Source organism: Bradyrhizobium sp. Ce-3 (genome assembly GCF_022835695.1).
Lineage (GTDB): Bacteria > Pseudomonadota > Alphaproteobacteria > Rhizobiales > Xanthobacteraceae > Bradyrhizobium.
This window is the reverse complement of sequence record NZ_BQUV01000012.1, coordinates 73,163-90,253: the sequence shown is the minus strand read 5'-3', so window position 1 is coordinate 90,253 and position 17,091 is coordinate 73,163. Positions and strand designations below refer to the sequence as shown.

The following is a 17,091-nucleotide window of genomic DNA, read 5'->3' as shown; positions in this document are numbered from 1 at the left end:
CGAAGATTTATGAGCACGCGCCCTGGTTCGCCTGGCTCAAGCCGGCGCCGGGACTTTAGGACGCGATTGCCTGCCGCGGCTGCGCGGTGGCGCCGATCAGCTTGCCGATCTCCGGCTTGCAGCCGCCGCAATTGGTGCCGGCCTTCAGGCAGCGGCCGATCGCCTCGACGCTGTCGGCGCCCTTCCTGATCTCGGCGGTGATCTGGTGCCGTCCGACGCTGTAGCAGGAGCACACGATCGGGCCGACATCCTCGCCCGCGCCGAACGGCCGTCCGGCGAGCAATGCCATCCGCGCATTGGCCGACAATTGCTGTTCCGCGAACAGCCCGGTCAGCCAGGCGCGCGAGGGCAGCGCATGATCGGGCGCGATGAAGACGCAGCCCTCGAGCCGGCCGTCACGCACCGCCGCGTAGCGGAAGCGGCCGGCGGCCGGATCGCGATAGGCGATCCATTCGATCTCGACGCCCTCGAGGCCAAGTTGCGCCCTCGCCCAGTCGCGCCAGCTCTCGGGGCGAACGTCGAGCGCGAGCTCCAGCCGCGTGCAGTCACCGGCCTTGCCGTAGACCCAGTAGCCGCTCGCCGGACGCCTGATCGCATCGCGGCTCAGGATGAAGGCATGCCACTTCGGCATATAAGGATCGGCCTTGACCGGCGTGTGCTTGGACTCCGGCTGGCCGGACAGCGGATCGACCGCCGGGTTGACCAGCGCGTTGACGCGCCCTTCCCCGGCGAACTCCTCGTTCCAATGCATCGGCACGAACACGCAGCCGCGGCGCTGGTCGGCGCTGACCACGACGCGCGCGATCATCTCGCCCCAACTGCTGGTCAACCGCACCAGGCCTTCGCTTTGCAGCCCGGCCTGCCGCGCATCCTCCGGATGAAACTCGGCATAGGGCTCGAAGATGTGCGACAGCAGCCGTCCGGTCTTCCCGGTCCGGGTCATGGTGTGCCACTGATCCCTGACACGACCGGTGTTGAGCACCAGCGGATAATCACGGCTGGTCGCATGCCGCGCCGCGCGCGGCGCGACCGGCACGAAGCGCGCCTTGCGGTCGGGCGTGAAAAACTTTTGGCTCTCGAACATCCGCGGCGTACCGGCCGGATGCTCCGAGGTCACCGGCCACTGCACCGGCGCCAGCGCGTCATAGCCGCCGTCGTCGAGCCCAGCCAGCGCCGAGATGTCGAAATCGCGTTGGCCGTTATTCTCGAAGCCCGACAGCTCGGCGTGCTCGCGGAATACCTCGGCAGCTGACGCGTAATCGAAGCCGGCATATCCCATGTTTCGCGCGACGTCGCAGATGATCTGCCAGTCGGCGCGCGCTTCGCCCGGCGCTGACAGGAACGGGCGCTGCCGCGAGATCCGCCGCTCGGAATTGGTGACGGTGCCGTCCTTCTCGCCCCACGCCAGAGCCGGCAACAGCACATCGGCATGGCGCGTGGTGTCGGTGTCGCGCATGCAATCCGTCACCACGACGAGCTCGCAGGCTTCCAGCGCGGCACGGGCGCGGTCCGCATCGGGCAGGCTCACCACCGGATTGGTCGAGATGATCCAAACCGCCTTGATGCGGCCGTCGGCGATCGCATCGAACATGTCGACCGCCTTCAGCCCGCCCTTCTCCGCGATCACAGGCGCGCGCCAGAACCGCTGCACCAGCTCGCGATGCGCGGGGTTCTCGATCTCCATATGCGCAGCCAGCTGGTTGGCGAGCCCGCCGACCTCGCGGCCGCCCATCGCGTTGGGCTGACCGGTCAGCGAGAACGGCCCCATGCCGGGACGGCCGATCCGCCCGGTCACAAGATGGCAATTGATGATGGCGTTGACCTTGTCGACCCCGCTCGACGACTGGTTGATGCCCTGCGAATACAGCGTGACGACGCGCTCGGTCTTCGTGAACCAGTCGAAGAACAGCCCGACCGCGCCTTCAGTCAGGCCGCAGGTCGCGGCGGTCTGCGCCAGCGTTTGCCCGGCCACCTGCTTGAGCGCGTCGACAATCCCTGTGGTGCAATTGCCGACAAAGCCGCGATCGACCGCATTGCTGCCGGCCAAATACGCGAACAGCCCGTTGAACAGCACGGAGTCACTACCGGAACGCAGCGGCAGATGCAGATCGGCGCCCTCGCAGGTCGCGGTGCGGCGCGGATCGATCACCACGATCTTGCAGGCCGGGTTCTTCTCCTTGGCCGCCAGCATGCGCTGGTGCAGGATCGGATGGCACCAGGCGGCGTTGGAGCCGACCAGCACCAGAAGCTCCGCCTGTTCGAGATCTTCATAGCAGCCCGGCACCGTGTCGCTGCCGAAGGCGCGCTTGTGCCCGGCGACGCTGGAGGCCATGCACAGCCGCGAATTGGTGTCGATATTGGCGGTGCCGACGAAGCCTTTCGCCAGTTTGTTGATGACGTAATAGTCCTCGGTCAGGAGCTGGCCGGAGACATAGAACGCGACCGCGTCGGGTCCGTGCTCGCGGATGACCTTGTTAAAGCCATCGGCGACGCGATCGAGCGCGTCGTCCCACGCCACCGGCACGCCGTCGACCATCGGCTCCAGCAGGCGTCCGTCGAGATCGATGGTCTCGGCGAGCGCCGAGCCCTTGCTGCACAGCCGGCCGAAATTGGCCGGATGCTGCTTGTCTCCCTCGACCCGAACGGCGCCCGCCGCGTCCCTCGACGCGATGACGCCACAGCCGACACCGCAATAGGGACACGTGGTCTTGACGGACATTGCCTGACCCGACCGTTCAGCTCACCGCAGCCGCCTGCCGCACCGACAGCCAGACAACGCCGTTCTCGACCTTGGCCGGATGGGTATGCGTGCAGCCCTCGTCGGGCGCGACCGCCTGCCCGCTCGCCAGCTCGATGACGAAATTATGCAGCGGACAGGTCACGCGCTTGTTGTGCACGATGCCCTGCGACAGCGGTCCGCCCTTGTGCGGGCAGCGGTCGTCGAGCGCGAACACCTCGTCGCTCTCGGTGCGGAACACCGCGATGTTGCCGCCCGGCGTGCGCACCACGCGCGAGCCGAGCCGCGGGATGTCGTCGAGCGCGCCGATTTCGATCCAGCTGGTCATGCGAGCTCCAATTCGGCGAGAGGCGCGAACTCGTTGCGGTCGACGCCGCGGCTGGCGCGCTCGGCCCACGGATCGGTCTGCGCGAACTGCTGCGAATGGGCAAAGCGGGCGAACAGTGCCTTGCGGTTCGCGACGTCGTCGACCACCCGCTTCCTGATCTGCTCCAGACCGACGCGGTCGCACCATTTGTACATGCGCTCGAGATACCAGCCCTCCTCGCGATAGAGCTGGGTCAGCGCCACGATCACCTCGAGCGTCTCGTCCTCGGTCTCGACCTTGGTCAGGAACTCGGTGCCCTTGATGTGCAGGCCGGCGGCGCCGGCGAAATGGATCTCGTAACCGGAATCGACGCAGACCACCCCGACGTCCTTGCAGGTCGCCTCCGCGCAGTTGCGCGGGCAGCCGGAGACGCCGAGCTTGACCTTGGCCGGTGTCCACGAGCCCCACATGAACTTCTCGAGCTTGACGCCGAGGCCGGTGGAGTCCTGGGTTCCGAAGCGGCACCATTCCGAGCCGACGCAGGTCTTCACCGTGCGCAGGCCCTTGGCGTAGGCGTGGCCCGACACCATGCCGGCGTCATTGAGATCGGCCCACACTGCAGGCAGGTCTTCCTTCTTGACGCCGAGCAGGTCGATGCGCTGGCCGCCGGTGACCTTCACCGTCGGGATGTTGAACTTCTCGGCAACGTCGGCGATGGCACGCAGCTCGCCCGGCGTGGTGACGCCGCCCCACATCCGCGGCACCACCGAATAAGTGCCGTCCTTCTGGATGTTGGCGTGGACGCGCTCATTGATGAAGCGCGACTGCTGGTCGTCGCGATATTCGCCGGGCCAGGTCGCGAGCAGATAGTAGTTCAGCGCCGGACGGCAGGAATGGCAGCCGTTGAGCGTCTTCCACTCCATGAAGCGCATCACGGCCGGAATGGTCTTGAGCTGCTGCTCGACGATGACGCGGCGGACGTCGTCATGGCTGTGATCGGTGCACTTGCACAGCGGCTTGACCTTCGGCGCCGCCGAATAGTCGCCGCCGAGCGTGAACGCCAGCACCTGCTCGACGAGGCCGGTGCAGGAGCCGCAGGACGACGACGCCTTGGTATGGGCGCGGACGTCGTCGAGCGTGAACAGCTTCTTCTCGGAGATCGCCTTGACGATCGCGCCCTTGCAGACGCCGTTGCAGCCGCAGATCTCGGTCTCGTCGCTCATCGCCGCGACCGAGTTCTGGCCGCTGACGCCGCCGTCGCCGAGATTGGCGGCGCCGAACACCAGGCGCTCGCGCATATGCGAGACGTCGGTGCCGTCACGCAGATGCTGGAAGTACCAGGGGCCGTCGATGGTGTCGCCGTAGAGCACGGCGCCGACGATCTTCTTGTCCTTCAGGATGATGCGCTTGTAGACGCCGCGATTGGCGTCCTGCAGCACGATCTCTTCCTTGTCCGGCCCCGGCGCGAAGTCGCCGGCCGAGAACAGGTCAATGCCGGTGACCTTCAGCTTGGTCGAGGTGACCGAGCCGTCATAGGTGGCAAAGCCCTTCATCGCGAGATGGTTGGCGCAGACCTTGGCCTGGTCGAACAGCGGTGCAACCAGACCGTAGGTCTGGCGGCGGTGCTGCACGCATTCGCCGACCGCATAGATGCGGCCGTCATAGGTCTGCATGGTGTCGGAGACGACGATGCCGCGCTCGCAGTAAAGCCCGGCCTTCTTGGCGAGCTCGAAGTTCGGGCGGATACCGACCGCCATCACCACGAGATCGGCCGCCAGCTCGGTGCCGTCGCCGAAGCGCACGCCGGTGACACGGTCCTCGCCCAGGATCGCCTGGGTCTGCGCCGGCATCTTGAACACCATGCCGCGCTCTTCCAGCGACTTGCGCAGGAGACCGCCGGCCACCGGATCGAGCTGGCGCTCCATCAGGGTGTCGAGCAGATGCACCACCGTGACGTTCATGCCGCGCTTCATCAGCCCGTTGGCGGCTTCGAGGCCGAGCAGGCCGCCGCCGATCACGACGGCGTTGCGATAGTCGGTCGAGGCCTTGATCATGCGGTCGACATCATAGATATCGCGGAAACCGATCACGCCCGGCAGGTCCTTGCCCGGCAGCGGCAGCATGATCGGATTTGAGCCGGTCGCGATCAGCAGGCGGTCATAGGGAACGCGATCGCCGGCATCGGTCACGACTTCGCAGGTCCGGCGATCGATCATCGCGATCGTCTCGCCCTTGCGCAGCGTGATGTTGTTGTCCTCGTACCAGTCGACGGTATTGAGCATGATGTCGTCGACGGTCTTCTCGCCGGCGAGCACCGGCGACAGCAGGATGCGGTTGTAATTGCCGTAGGGCTCGGAGCCGAACACCGTGATGTCGTAGAGATCGGGCGCGCGCTCCAGCAGCGCCTCGACCGTGCGGATGCCGGCCATTCCGTTGCCGATCACCACGAGCTTCTGCTTGGTCACCTTGTCGAGCATGGTCTGCCTTTCAATTCCGACGGCGCTAGGCAGCGACGCGACGTGCGTCGTTGATGGGCACCGATAAAGGTTGGAGTTGTAGGAAGCCCAGCCGCGGGCGCAGACCGTCTTCGATGACGACCGATGTTCCGTTACTGACTGATATTCAAAACGCGTGCCAACTCGGCGAGGACGAATCTCATTGCAAAATCAACGAGTTTTCTGCGACCTCGCATGTGCCTGATGACGCATCGCGCGGCTGTCTGGCCGAATTTTTAGCCACGCCGATGATCTCTTGTGCATCACAGCATGGCCGGCTGCGACGGCAATCGCGACTCCGCGATCGATACGCCATCGCGCACGCGTGACGCATCGCACAAGAAAGCATCAGCATGCGCGTTTGCGCGGCGGCGCTTGCCGCAAGCCACGCCAATCCCGAGCGCGCGATGCGGTTCGCGATCTCGCGGCAACGTCTTGCGACTGCAAGGCAAAGCGACGCGATCGATTCGATGGCACGCAAATTGCTGACCTGAACTCTTGACGGAGTGCGTCTCAACGACGAGCGCACTCACCATTCACCCACATTCGATTGATCTGCGCCCGAGACGACCGCACGCGTGCGGCTGTCTCCGCCGCATCACCGCGAGACGTTGCGATGAAGCTAGCCGAGTTCAAGAAGGCAGGTCACTGGCCAACCCTGCTCGCCGCGTTCCTGTATTTCGACATCAGTTTCATGGCCTGGGTCGCGCTCGGACCGCTGATCGTCTACATCGCGCGCGACATGAATCTGGCAGTGAACGAGAAGTTCACCCTGGTCGCCATTCCCGTGCTGGCCGGCGCGCTGCTCCGCGTGCCGATGGGCATCCTCGCCGACATCATCGGCGCCAAGCGCACCGGCATCATCGCCCAGCTCGTCGTCATCGCGGCGACCGCGTCGGTCTGGCATTTCGGACTGACCAGCAAGCTCGCGATCGAGCTGTTCGGGCTGGCGCTCGGCGTCGGCGGCGCCTCGTTCGCGGTCGCCCTGCCCCAGGCCAGCCGCTGGTATCCGCCGCAATATCAGGGCGTGGTGATGGGGATCGCCGGCGCCGGCAACATGGGCGTCGTGCTCGACACGCTGCTGGCGCCGACCATTGCCGAGCATTGGGGCTGGCAGGCCGTGTTCGGCTGCCTGTTGATCCCGATGCTGATGGTGCTCGCCTATTACGCGGTCGCGGCCAAGGACGCGCCCGGCGAGCGCAAGAAGATCTCGCTGAAAGCCTATGGCGCACTGCTGAAGGATTCCGACAGCCGCTGGTTCATGTTCTTCTACTTCATCACCTTCGGCGGTTTCGTCGGCCTCGCCAACGCGCTGCCGCTCTATTTCACCGTGCAGTATCATGTCTCCGGCGTCGCGGCCGGCATGCTGGTCGCGCTGATCGTCGCGTTCGGCTCCGGCTTCCGCCCCGTCGGCGGCATGATCGCCGACCGCATCGGCGGCATTCGTTCGCTGTCGATCCTGTTCGGTGTGGTCGTGGCTGCCTATCTCGTCATCGCCTTCATGCCCGAGGGCCCGACTGCGCCGGCTGCGGGCGGCTGGGCGTTGACCGAATTGCCGCGGATCGCCTGGGTCTCGGTGCTGCTGTTCTCGATCGGCGTGCTGGCGCTCGGCATGGGCAATGGCGCGGTGTTCCAGCTGATCCCGCTGCGCTTCCGCCACGAGATCGGCCTGATGACCGGGCTGGTCGGCTGCGCCGGCGGCGTCGGCGGCTTCTTCCTGGCGCAGACGCTCGGTTACGCCAGGGGCATGACCGGCAGCTTCGGCGCCGGCTTCCTGTTCTTCGGCGCGCTGGCGTTGCTTGGCTTCATCGGACTTGCCATGGTCAAGGTCCGCTGGCGCACCACCTGGGGCGCAGTGTCGGGAGCGCGCGTCTAGGGGCTCGCTCCGGAGAGGACGAGTTCGGACGTGGCAAACGGCGCGCAACACGACCTCGGCGTTCGCGTTGGCTTTGCCAGCGAGACCGGCAAGCGCGCCGCCAATGAGGACTACGTCGCAGTGTGCCTCGGCCAGCCGGGCACGCTGCATCGCGACGTCGTGGCCGCGGTCGCCGACGGGGTCGGCGGCCACAAGGGAGGCCGCGAGGCCGCGGAGGTCGCGGTCCGCAGCTTCATCGATGCCTATTATTCGCTGCCCGAGACGCTCGGCGTCCGCCGTCGCGCCGCGCGGGCGCTGGAGGCCGCCAACAGCTGGATCTACGGCCAGGGCCGGGTCGATGCCGCGCGCAGCGGCATGGCCTGTGCGTTCTCCGCGAACATCCTGTCGCGGCGGCAATGCCATGTGATCCATATCGGCGACACCCGCGCCTATCGCCTGAGCGACGGACGGCTGGAGCGGCTGACGCAGGACCATATCGCCGGCCGCGGCGACCTCGCCCACATGCTGAGCCGCGCCATCGGCTTCGAGGAGTTCGCCCGGTTCGACTACACTTCCGTCGGGCTGCGGCAACATGACCGTCTCGTGATCTGCAGCGACGGGGTTCACGGCGCGCTCTCCGATTCCCGTCTCCAGCAGCTGCTGGAGGAACGCACGCCGCCCGACGAATCGGCGCGCAGCATCGTCGATGCCGCGCTCGCGGCCGGCAGTAGCGACAACACGACCGCGCTGGTGCTCGACGTCGTCGACCTGCCCCCGGCGGATCGCGAAGACCTCACCCACGCAATCGCGACGCTGCCGATCCTCGATTTGCCGCTGAGCGGCGACACGATCGACGATTTCGCGCTCGGCGACGTGCTGTCCGACGGACGCTACAGCCGCCTGTTCAGGGCTGTCGACAAGCGCGCCGGCCGCGAAGTCGTGCTGAAATTTCCGCATCCGCGGGTCGCCAGCGAGGGCTCCTACCGCCTCGCCTTCGTGCGCGAGGCCTGGGTCGCCGCGCGGGTGCGCAGCCTGTGGATCGGCGAGATCATCGAAGTGCCGGCAGAGCGGCAGACCCGGCTCTATTCGGCGATGCCGCTCTACGAGGGCGAAACGCTGGAGCAGCGGCTCAAGCGCGCGCCACGGCTGTCGCTCACCGACGGCATCGCGATCGCAACCAAGCTGGTCCGCGCGGTCACCGCGTTGCATCGCGCCGGCATCATCCATCGCGACATCAAGCCCGACAACGTGATCCTGCTGAAGGACGGCGGATTGCGCCTGGTCGACCTCGGCGTCGCGCGCGTGCCGCTGCTGGAGGATTTCCCCGCCGAGGACATTCCGGGCACCGCGAGCTACATGGCGCCAGAACTGTTCGGCGGCAAGGCCGGCGACGAGGCCTCCGACCTGTTTGCGCTCGGCGTCACCGTCTACCGGATGTTCACCGCGAACTATCCGTTCGGCGAGATCGAGCCGTTCTCGCGGCCGCGGTTCGGCAAGCCGGCGCCGCTGTCACGCTACCGGCCGGACCTGCCGGCCTGGCTCGATGCCGTGATCGGCAAGGCGCTCAGCGTCGAGCCCGCGCAACGCTTCGGCGACGCCATCGAGTTCGCGCACGAGCTGGAAAACGGCGCCACTTGGGCTGGCCCCGCCGTCACGACCCGCAAATCGCTGCACGACCGCGATCCCGTGACGTTCTGGAAGGTGCTGTGCGCGATCCTGGCCCTGGTCATCGTGGCGCTGCTGGCGCGGCACTAGGCACGCGAACGGCGACGGCGCGACGAATGCCGTTCGTCCGTCCCTCAAGACCCGGCGCGGCGGATCGTGATCCGGGTCTCGTCGGTCATATCCTTCAACTCCTTGTTCGGCGCGCGATAGAGATGCCGCTCGATCACGACGGTCCGGCCATCGGTGGTCTTGCTGCATGTCTCGTCGACGAAGACGCCGCCGACCTCCTGCTTGTCGGCGCCCGGCTTCGCCTCCGAGCAGCTCCAGCCGTCCTCGCCGTAGCGCGACTTCGCCTGCAGGCCGAGCAGGAACGCCTTCTTGCGCAGATAGAGCCGCGCCTTCGGATCGGTCACGATCGTCAGCGCCGCGATCCTGGCGTCCTTGTCGATCATCACCGTCAGGATCGCCGGATGGCCACCGACCATGGTGCCCTCCCGCGCGGTCTCGCGGTCGTACTCGAAGCTGACGCCGCGCAGCTGGTCGGGTCCGGCCGGGCAAGCCGCCCACTGCGCCCATTCCGCCAGCCTGTGCGTCTTTTCCCCGACGCAGGTCAGGTTGATGTATCCGGCGTCCGGCACGCTCGTGATCGCCATGCCGACATTGATGTCGCGCAGGTCGCCCGCGGTTGCCATCGCCGGCACGGCGGCCGTGACAGACGCAGCGAAGACGAGCCCACGAATTGCCGATCGATGCTTGCTCATGGCTTTGCCTTCTCGCTTGGGTCGGTCGGCGCGGCGGCGTGGCCGGCCTCCTTGTAGATGTTGCAGACGCGCGAGCCATCGCCGAAGAAGGCGATGCATTCGTCATAGCTCGGCTCACCCTTGCCCTTGACATGGGCGAGCACGTAATCGGCGACGGCCTCGATCTCGTTCGGCCGCAGGAACACATTCGCCTCGGGCGGCATGCGGTCCGCGACATCCTGCCGGGTCATCTCGTAGCATTTCGTGGTGTCGTAGGAGCCGCGCACGAAGAACGGCATGCCGGTGCCCGGCCGTCCGCAGGTCACGGTCTCGATGATCTGCTCGCGCGTCAGCTCGGTCTTGCGCAGCGACAGCGCGTCGCCGCCATAACCGCCGCCGCCATTGCCGTGCCATTTGTGGCAGCCCATGCAATTGCCTCGCTTGAACACCGCCTTGCCCGCGTCGGTCGGATCGCTCGCCGACTGCGCCTGCGCCGTACTCACAAATCCCACCACAAGCGCGCAGCCGAGCCACGCACCAACCAGCCATGTCTGCTTCATTTGTCTTGCTTCTTCTTATTTCTCGCGGCCACGTCGACGCGGGAGGCCCCTTACCGAGGCCTCCCGCGGTTACGACATCAAAGGGCGAACACGTAGAGCATCGAGCCCGGCTGCATCCGCTTCAGCTCGGGCGTGGCATCGATGAACCACTTGTCCCAGGCTCCGCCGAGGCCGACCAGGATCGCTACATACTGCTTGCCGTCCACCGAGAACGTCATCGGGGGCGCGTTGACGCCACCGCCGGTGTTGAACTGCCAGAGCTCCTTCAGCGATTTGGCGTCATAGGCGATCACTTCGCCGGACGGCTGTCCGGAGAACACGAGGTCGGGTGTCGCCAGGATGCCGCCGAGGTTCGGGAATTGCGTCTCCGCCTTCCCCGCCACCTTGCCAGTAGTGACGTCGATCGCGGTCACGCTGCCGGTGATCTTGACGTTCTGGCTCGGCCCGCCGCCGGTGAAGAACTCGCGCGCCTTCACCTTGTCCGGCGTCATCTCCTCAACCTTGATGTGGTTGCAGCTCTCGATGACGGGGATGTACCAGAGCTTCAGGGTCGGATTGTAGGCGGTCGGCGGCCAGTTCTTGCCGCCCATGTTGCCCGGGCAGATGTCCGTCTCCTTGTTGGTTCGGCTCGGCGTCACCGACGCGTTGTACTTCTGCACGCCCTGCTTCGGATCATACTCCACCGGCTTGCCGGACTCGGGATCGAGACCCTTGGTCCAGGTCACCTTCTTGACGAAGGGCAGACCCCAGACGAACTTGCCGCTGTTGCGATCGACCGCATAGGCAAAGCCGTTGCGGTCGGCCTCGAGCGCGAGCTTCAGCGTCGTGTTGTTCGGGCCGGGGACGTCGACCAGCACGTTCTCCGCCACGCTGTCATAGTCGTAGGGGTCGTTCGGCGTGTGCTGGTAGTGCCACTTGATCTTGCCGGTGTCGGCATCGAGACCGAGCGAGGAGTCGGTGTAGAGGTTGTCGCCGGGCCGGTACTCATTGTCCCAGTCCGGTCCGGGATTGCCGACGCCCCAGACGATGGTGTTGGTCGACGGGTCGAAGCTGCCGGTGACCCAGGTCGATCCGCCGCCGCTCGCCTTGGCGTTCTTGTCGTCCTTCCAGGTCTCAGAACCGGGCTCGTCCTTGCCCGGGATGGTGTGGGTACGCCACACTTCCTTCTGGCTCTTCAGGTCGGTCGCGGCGATCCAGCCGCGAATGCCGTATTCGGCGCCGGCGACGCCGGTAATCGCCATGCCCTTGACGATCAGCGGTGCGCCGGTGATCACCTCACCCTTGTCGGGATCGGCGACCTGGCGTTGCCAGGCGACCTGCCCGGTCTCCTTGTTGGTCGCGATCAGGCGGCCATCGAGCGTGTGCGAGATCACGAGGTTGTCCCACAGCGCGACGCCGCGGTTGTCGACGCCGCAGCACGCGACCGCGCCGGCCCAGTCGTGGTCGGTCTTGGGGTCCATCTTCCAGAGCAGCACACCTTTGCCGCCATGCGCGTCGATCTTGTAGACCGAGCCCCAGCCGTCGGTGACGTACATGAATCCGTTCTCGACGATCGGAGTTCCCTCCAGGCCGCCGTGGCCCCAGATGCCGCCGCCCTCGACGCCGCCGAGATGCATGGTCCAGGCGACCTTCAGGTTCTTGACGTTGTCCTTGTTGATATCAGCCAGCGACGAGAAGCGGGTCGCCGAATAGTTCTTGTGATGGTGCAGCCAGTTGCCTGCTTCCTTGTCAGCGTTGAGCAGACGGTCCTGGTTGACATCCTCCGCAAGCGCGAAAGAGCCCGCGAGGGTCGCGGCGGATGCTACGGCCGCCGCAAGCATGTGCGATTTAACCCAATTCAACCTTGTCATCAGTTCATTTCCTCCGGATCCAGCATTCTTCATTGATCGAACCGCCCGTCACATACGGGCGATTGCGCGAGAAGCCTTGAGTCCCGGCGATCGGCTGTGCCGCCCGCCGCCTTCCTTAGTCACTTGTCTTGGTCACTTCTGGACCTGTACCTCCGTCTCGATGGTGCCTGCTTTCTGAAAAACGATGGCGCATTTGAAGCTCTCGCCGGGCGCGAGCGCCTGACGCAACTGCAGCAGCATGACGTGATAACCGTCGCGCTTGAGCTCGAGCGTCGCCTTGGCCGGGACTGGTATATTGGATATCGAGCGCATGGCGGGCGCGCCTTCGCCGCGATCGACGATGTGACGCTCGGAAAAATTTGCGACCGGGCAGCGGACACGGAGCAGCGCGTCGGCGCTGTCGGCCTCGTTCTTGATCGTCATCGTCAAGGGAAGGTCCCCGCCCGCTTTGTCGACCGCCGGTACGCGCGCATCCACAATCTGAAGGGATTCGTTCGCGACGGCGTTATGCATCATTCCGAACGTGCCGATCAGGCAGAATAATGGCAACGCACTCCAAGCCTTGAACTTACAAGCCTTGAACTCAATTGTTCTGCGCTTGACGGTCTTGCACGCAATGGCGCTATGCAACCCCCGCTCGAACGACATCAAGCTTCTCCCGACGTGATTTTTGCGGCATTGTTTCATGCTTCGTCGCGCGCTGCCAGCGATTGAAGATCGGGAACCGCGCTTGATTGCGATTTCGGCACGCATAGCGGTCATGCTACATATTTGCGCATGAGCGTTCTCGATACGCTAACGCAGACAGAACGCGATGCAGCGCATACTGCACTGCGTGAGGTGATCGGCGCGGCAACGATCGACGCCGTCACATCTATCTCAGGCGGCGCAACATCGGCACGGCTGTTCCGGATCGATGCCGGCGGCGAGAATTATTTGCTACGGATCGAGGGCGTACCGAGCCCGCTGCGCAATCCATATCAATATGTTTCGCTGCGGATTGCCGCCGAGGCAGGCATCGCGCCGCGACTCCATTATGCCAATGAAACGTCGCGCGTCGCGGTGATGGATTTCGTGCAGCGGCAGCCGCTCGGTCGCTATCCCGGCGGGCCGCCGGCGCTGGCGAAGGCACTGGGCGAATTGCTGGCGCGCCTGCAGGCGACGCCGACCTTTCCCGCTTTCGTGCGATATCCCGATATCGTAGCCCGGCTCTGGGCTCATGTCGGCCGCGCCGGCCTGTTCGCGCCGGGCGTGCTCGACCGTTACAACGACCATCTCGCGCAGATTCGTGCAGCCTATGCGTGGGACGAGGCGAACTCGGTCTCGAGCCACAACGATTCGCTGCCCGCCAACATCCTGTTCGATGGCACCAGGCTCTGGATAATCGACTGGGAATCCGCCTACCGCACCGATCCGCTGGTCGATCTCGCCATTGTCGGCGACAGTGTCGCGCGAACGCCGGAGCTTGCGGATATTCTGCATCGCGCCTGGCTCGGCCGCCCGCTCGACGCGGCGCTGCGCGCCCGGCTCAGATTGGTGCGCGCCCTTACCCGGCTCTATTATGCCGGCGTGCTGCTCAGCGCATCCGCGACGGCGCCGCGCGCCTCACCTGACACCAGCCTGACGGCGCCGACGCTGGCCGAACTCGCCGAGGCCAGCCGTGCCGGCCGACTCAAGGCCGGCACGACTGCGGCCAAGCACGTACTCGGCAAGATGTTCCTTGCCTCGTTCCTGACCGAGGTCGCGACGCCCGGCTTCGACCTTTCGGTGTGACGGCCCGCCCGACTGGGCCGCAAAGCCAGGCAGATTGCGTCTACGATCCCGCCCGCGCCTGTTTCGCTGCGATCTGCTGCAGCGCCCAGCGCGCGTTCTTCCTGACATCGGGGTCGGGATCATTCGCCACCAGCGCCAGGTACGCCTCACCGTCGGCATCGGCGATCTCGCCAAGCGCGGCGGCGGCTTCCTTGCGCAGGTTTGCCTGATCATGGCTGATGCACTGGCCGATCGGACGCACCGCACGGGCGATCTTCATCCGGCCGAGGCTTCGGATCGCCTTCAACGTCACCTGCCAGAATGGATCGGACAGCGACACGACCAGCTGATCGGCTGCCAGCGCGCCGTTGACATTGAGTCCCAGCGTCTCCGCGGCCATCTCCCGCACCATCCAGTCGGCATCCCCGAGCGCCCGCGTGATCGTCTCGGCCGCCGTCTTCAGCTGCGAGAACGCCAGCGCGCTCACCGCGGCGCGGCGCACATGAGCGTCGGGATCGCCGATCAGTGCCGTCAACGCCGGAATAGACTCCTCGAGCTTGAGGAATCCGATGACACCGATCGCCTGCACCCGTACCGCCGCATCGGGATCCTGCAGCGCCTCCAGCGCCGGCTTCAGCGTCTCCCGGCAGCGCAACTCCTTCAGCGCCCGCAACGCGCCCATGCGCACGAATGCGTGGCTGTGCTTGACGAGCGGGAGAATGGCGCCGGCACAGGCGGGATCCTTGAACTCGGCCATGCTGTCGGCCGCAGCCGACGCCACGATGCGCTCCGGGTCGACGAGCAGTTTCACCAGCGCATTCGCGGCCTCCGGCCCGTCGAACTCGCCGAGCGCCATCGCGACCTGCTGGCGCACGCCGGCATCCGGATCGGAGACCATCCCGGCGAGATGGCCGATCGCGGCAGGATCACCGGAATGGCCGAGCGCGATGATCGCGACCCGGCGTTCGGCGGGATCGGCCGCCTGGAGCCGCTCGTCGGCGTCGTCGAGATCGTCATAGGATTCGAACGGACTCGACATGGTCACCTCAAGAGATACGGAATGTTGACGGTGACGGCGCCGGTCGGACAATCCGCTTCGCAGGGCATGCAGTACCAGCACTCGTCATAGGCCATGTAGGCCTTGCCGGTCATGTCGCTGATCCGCAGCACGTCGAGCGGGCAGACATCGACACAGACCGTGCAGCCCTTGTCCGCGATGCATTTGGCGTCGTCGACCACCACCGGGACCGACGTCTGATAGGAAGCGAGGGGCATCGTCCAATCTCCTGTTGTTGTGCTGCGAAAGCGTTTTCGAGCGAAGTGGATACCGGTTCGCGTGAAGCAAACGCGTCAAGCAAGAATCACGCGCTGGCGCGGATGCGCTGCTTGTCGTAGAGATCCTTCTCGTCGTCGGCGATCGGCACGACATACGGTTCCACGGCGCGCTTGGTGCTCGTCATCCTGCCGTCCTGCTTGGACAGCAGGGTGTGGCAGAACCAGTTCTCATTATCCTTGTCCGGAAAGTCGGTGCGCCAGTGGTAGAGCCCCCAGCGGCTCTCTTCGCGGAACAGCGAGGCATGGGCGGCCATGTCGGCGCAATCCATGATCGACTGCACCTCGAGCGCGCGGAGCAATTCATGGGCGTTGCGCGCGATCATCCGCTCGTTCATGTCCTCGCGCACTTCGGCAAGCCGGCGCATGCCGAGCTCGTATTTGCGGGTGACCTTCGGCGGCTGCAGATAGTCATTGACCAGGCGCCGCGTCTTGTACTCGACCTGGTTCGGCGGAATGCCGTCCTCCCGCCTGGTCGGCGCCATCACGCGATCCCGTTCGACCGCAACGTCGGCGGCGTCGAAATCAGCGTAATCGTGGCTGTCGGCGAATTCCATCGCGTCGATGCCGGCGACCGAGCCGTTGGTGAAGGCGCCCAGCATGTAGTTGTGCGGCACGCTCGCCATGTCTCCGGCTGCATAGAGCCCGGGCACGGTGGTGCGGGCATTGTCGTCGACGAACACGCCGGAGGCGCTGTGGCCGGAGCAGAGGCCGATCTCCGAGATGTGCATCTCGATCGACTCGCTGCGATAGTCGACGCCACGTCCTTCCTGGAACAGCCCGCGCGTCGGCCGCTCGACCTTGTGCAGGGTGGACTCGATCTCCGAGATGGTGTCGGGATGCAGATGCTTGAGTTGCAGGAACACCGGCCCCTTGCCCGACAGCAGCTCGTTATAGAACTCCAGCATCATCTGGCCGGACCAGTAGTCGCACTCGATGAAGCGCGAGCCCTCGTTGTTGGCGGTGAAGGCGCCGAACGGACCAGCAACATAGGCGCAGGCCGGCCCGTTATAGTCCTTGATCAGCGGATTGATCTGATAGCACTCGAGATTGGCGAGCGCGGCGCCTGCATGATAGGCCATCGCGTAGCCGTCGCCGGAATTGGCGGCGTTCTCATAGGTACCGAACATGTAGCCCGAGGTCGGCAGGCCGAGCCGGCCTGCGGCGCCCATGCAGAGGATCACCGCCTTCGCCTTGATGACCAGCATCTCGGCGGTGCGGGTGTTGACGCTGATCGCACCGGCGATACGGCCGTCGCTCGACTTGAGCAGCCGGGTCGCCATGTAGCGGTTCGAGATCAGGATACGGGCGCGGCGCAGCTGACGATAGAGCGCCTTCTTGACCGTCTCGCCATTCGGCATCGGCAGAACATAGGTGCCGATATGGTGCACCTTCTTGACGGCGTAATCGCCGTTCTCGTTCTTCAGGAAGCGGATGCCGAAGCTGTCGAGCTCTTCGATGACCTTGTAGCAGTTCTGCGCGTATTTGTAGACCGCCTTCTGGTCGACGATGCCGTCATTGGCGATGGTGATTTCCTTGGTGTACTGCTCCGGCGTCGCATAGCCGGGGATGACGGCGTTGTTCAGCCCATCCATGCCCATCGAGATCGCACCGGAGCGCTTGACGTTGGCCTTTTCGAGCAGCACGACGTTGGCATTCGGGTTTTTCAGCTTCGCCTTCAACGCAGCCATCGGGCCGGCGGTGCCGCCGCCGATCACCAACACGTCGCAGGACACCTCGGACAATCCGTCGACGATCTGATCTAGTGCCATCTCACGCTCCTGGTTCGCCGGCGCAA

General features: G+C 65.4%; 14 protein-coding genes. 4 read left to right on the top strand and 10 right to left on the bottom strand.

Annotated elements, in window-relative coordinates; genetic code table 11:
• Positions 1-55: 55 nt before the first annotated feature.
• The 3 genes from BRSPCE3_RS32885 to nirB are packed head-to-tail and all read right to left on the bottom strand — an operon-like array spanning position 56 to position 5,521.
• Entirely contained in the window at positions 56-2,719 is a 2,664-nt protein-coding gene (locus tag BRSPCE3_RS32885) for a nitrate reductase (protein ID WP_244070829.1), read from the bottom strand.
• Between the two features lie 16 nt (positions 2,720-2,735).
• On the bottom strand, positions 2,736-3,065 hold the full coding sequence (gene nirD / locus BRSPCE3_RS32880) for a nitrite reductase small subunit NirD (RefSeq protein WP_074130559.1): 330 nt from the start codon (positions 3,063-3,065) through the stop codon (positions 2,736-2,738).
• Positions 3,062-5,521, bottom strand: a complete 2,460-nt coding sequence (gene nirB, locus BRSPCE3_RS32875; RefSeq protein ID WP_244070827.1) for a nitrite reductase large subunit NirB — start codon at positions 5,519-5,521, stop codon at positions 3,062-3,064. Before nirB ends, nirD begins: the two co-directional genes overlap by 4 nt.
• A 113-nt stretch (positions 5,522-5,634) precedes the next feature.
• On the opposite strand from nirB, the gene BRSPCE3_RS32870 reads away from it, so the two are divergent.
• The 3 genes from BRSPCE3_RS32870 (at position 5,635) to BRSPCE3_RS32860 (ending at position 9,149) form a co-directional block, all read left to right on the top strand.
• Positions 5,635-5,868, top strand: coding sequence for a hypothetical protein (locus BRSPCE3_RS32870; protein WP_244070825.1), 234 nt, complete (start codon positions 5,635-5,637; stop codon positions 5,866-5,868).
• 287 nt (positions 5,869-6,155) lie between these two features.
• The gene (locus tag BRSPCE3_RS32865; protein ID WP_244070823.1) at positions 6,156-7,415 is read left to right on the top strand and encodes an MFS transporter; all 1,260 of its coding nucleotides are present in this window, start codon (positions 6,156-6,158) and stop codon (positions 7,413-7,415) included.
• A 30-nt stretch (positions 7,416-7,445) separates the two neighbouring features.
• Positions 7,446-9,149 carry a bifunctional protein-serine/threonine kinase/phosphatase gene (locus BRSPCE3_RS32860; RefSeq protein WP_244070821.1) on the top strand — a complete coding sequence of 568 codons (1,704 nt, stop codon included), beginning with the start codon at positions 7,446-7,448 and terminating at the stop codon, positions 9,147-9,149.
• Between the two features lie 44 nt (positions 9,150-9,193).
• On the opposite strand, the gene BRSPCE3_RS32855 is transcribed toward BRSPCE3_RS32860, so the two are convergent.
• The 4 genes from BRSPCE3_RS32855 to BRSPCE3_RS32840 all read right to left on the bottom strand — a co-directional run bounded on the left by BRSPCE3_RS32855 (position 9,194) and on the right by BRSPCE3_RS32840 (position 12,857).
• On the bottom strand, positions 9,194-9,820 hold the full coding sequence (locus BRSPCE3_RS32855; protein ID WP_244070819.1) for a hypothetical protein: 627 nt from the start codon (positions 9,818-9,820) through the stop codon (positions 9,194-9,196).
• On the bottom strand, positions 9,817-10,359 hold the full coding sequence (locus BRSPCE3_RS32850; RefSeq protein WP_244070817.1) for a c-type cytochrome: 543 nt from the start codon (positions 10,357-10,359) through the stop codon (positions 9,817-9,819). The genes BRSPCE3_RS32855 and BRSPCE3_RS32850 overlap by 4 nt, the downstream gene beginning before the upstream one ends.
• Positions 10,360-10,436: 77 nt before the next feature.
• Positions 10,437-12,209 carry a PQQ-dependent dehydrogenase, methanol/ethanol family gene (locus BRSPCE3_RS32845; RefSeq protein WP_244070815.1) on the bottom strand — a complete coding sequence of 591 codons (1,773 nt, stop codon included), beginning with the start codon at positions 12,207-12,209 and terminating at the stop codon, positions 10,437-10,439.
• Between the two features lie 132 nt (positions 12,210-12,341).
• Positions 12,342-12,857, bottom strand: coding sequence for a copper chaperone PCu(A)C (locus BRSPCE3_RS32840; RefSeq protein WP_244070813.1), 516 nt, complete (start codon positions 12,855-12,857; stop codon positions 12,342-12,344).
• A gap of 129 nt (positions 12,858-12,986) precedes the next feature.
• On the opposite strand from BRSPCE3_RS32840, the gene BRSPCE3_RS32835 reads away from it, so the two are divergent.
• On the top strand, positions 12,987-13,982 hold the full coding sequence (locus BRSPCE3_RS32835) for a phosphotransferase (protein ID WP_244070811.1): 996 nt from the start codon (positions 12,987-12,989) through the stop codon (positions 13,980-13,982).
• Positions 13,983-14,022: 40 nt separating this feature from the next.
• Here the strand turns inward: BRSPCE3_RS32835 and BRSPCE3_RS32830 are convergent, their stop codons facing one another.
• From BRSPCE3_RS32830 to BRSPCE3_RS32820, 3 genes are all read right to left on the bottom strand, one after another.
• Positions 14,023-15,000 (bottom strand): HEAT repeat domain-containing protein, encoded by a 978-nt coding sequence (locus tag BRSPCE3_RS32830; protein ID WP_244070809.1) that lies wholly within the window; start codon positions 14,998-15,000, stop codon positions 14,023-14,025.
• Between the two features lie 2 nt (positions 15,001-15,002).
• The gene (locus tag BRSPCE3_RS32825; protein WP_008141081.1) at positions 15,003-15,236 is read right to left on the bottom strand and encodes a ferredoxin family protein; all 234 of its coding nucleotides are present in this window, start codon (positions 15,234-15,236) and stop codon (positions 15,003-15,005) included.
• An 86-nt stretch (positions 15,237-15,322) separates the two neighbouring features.
• The gene (locus tag BRSPCE3_RS32820) at positions 15,323-17,065 is read right to left on the bottom strand and encodes a fumarate reductase/succinate dehydrogenase flavoprotein subunit (protein WP_244070807.1); all 1,743 of its coding nucleotides are present in this window, start codon (positions 17,063-17,065) and stop codon (positions 15,323-15,325) included.
• Positions 17,066-17,091 lie beyond the last annotated feature (26 nt).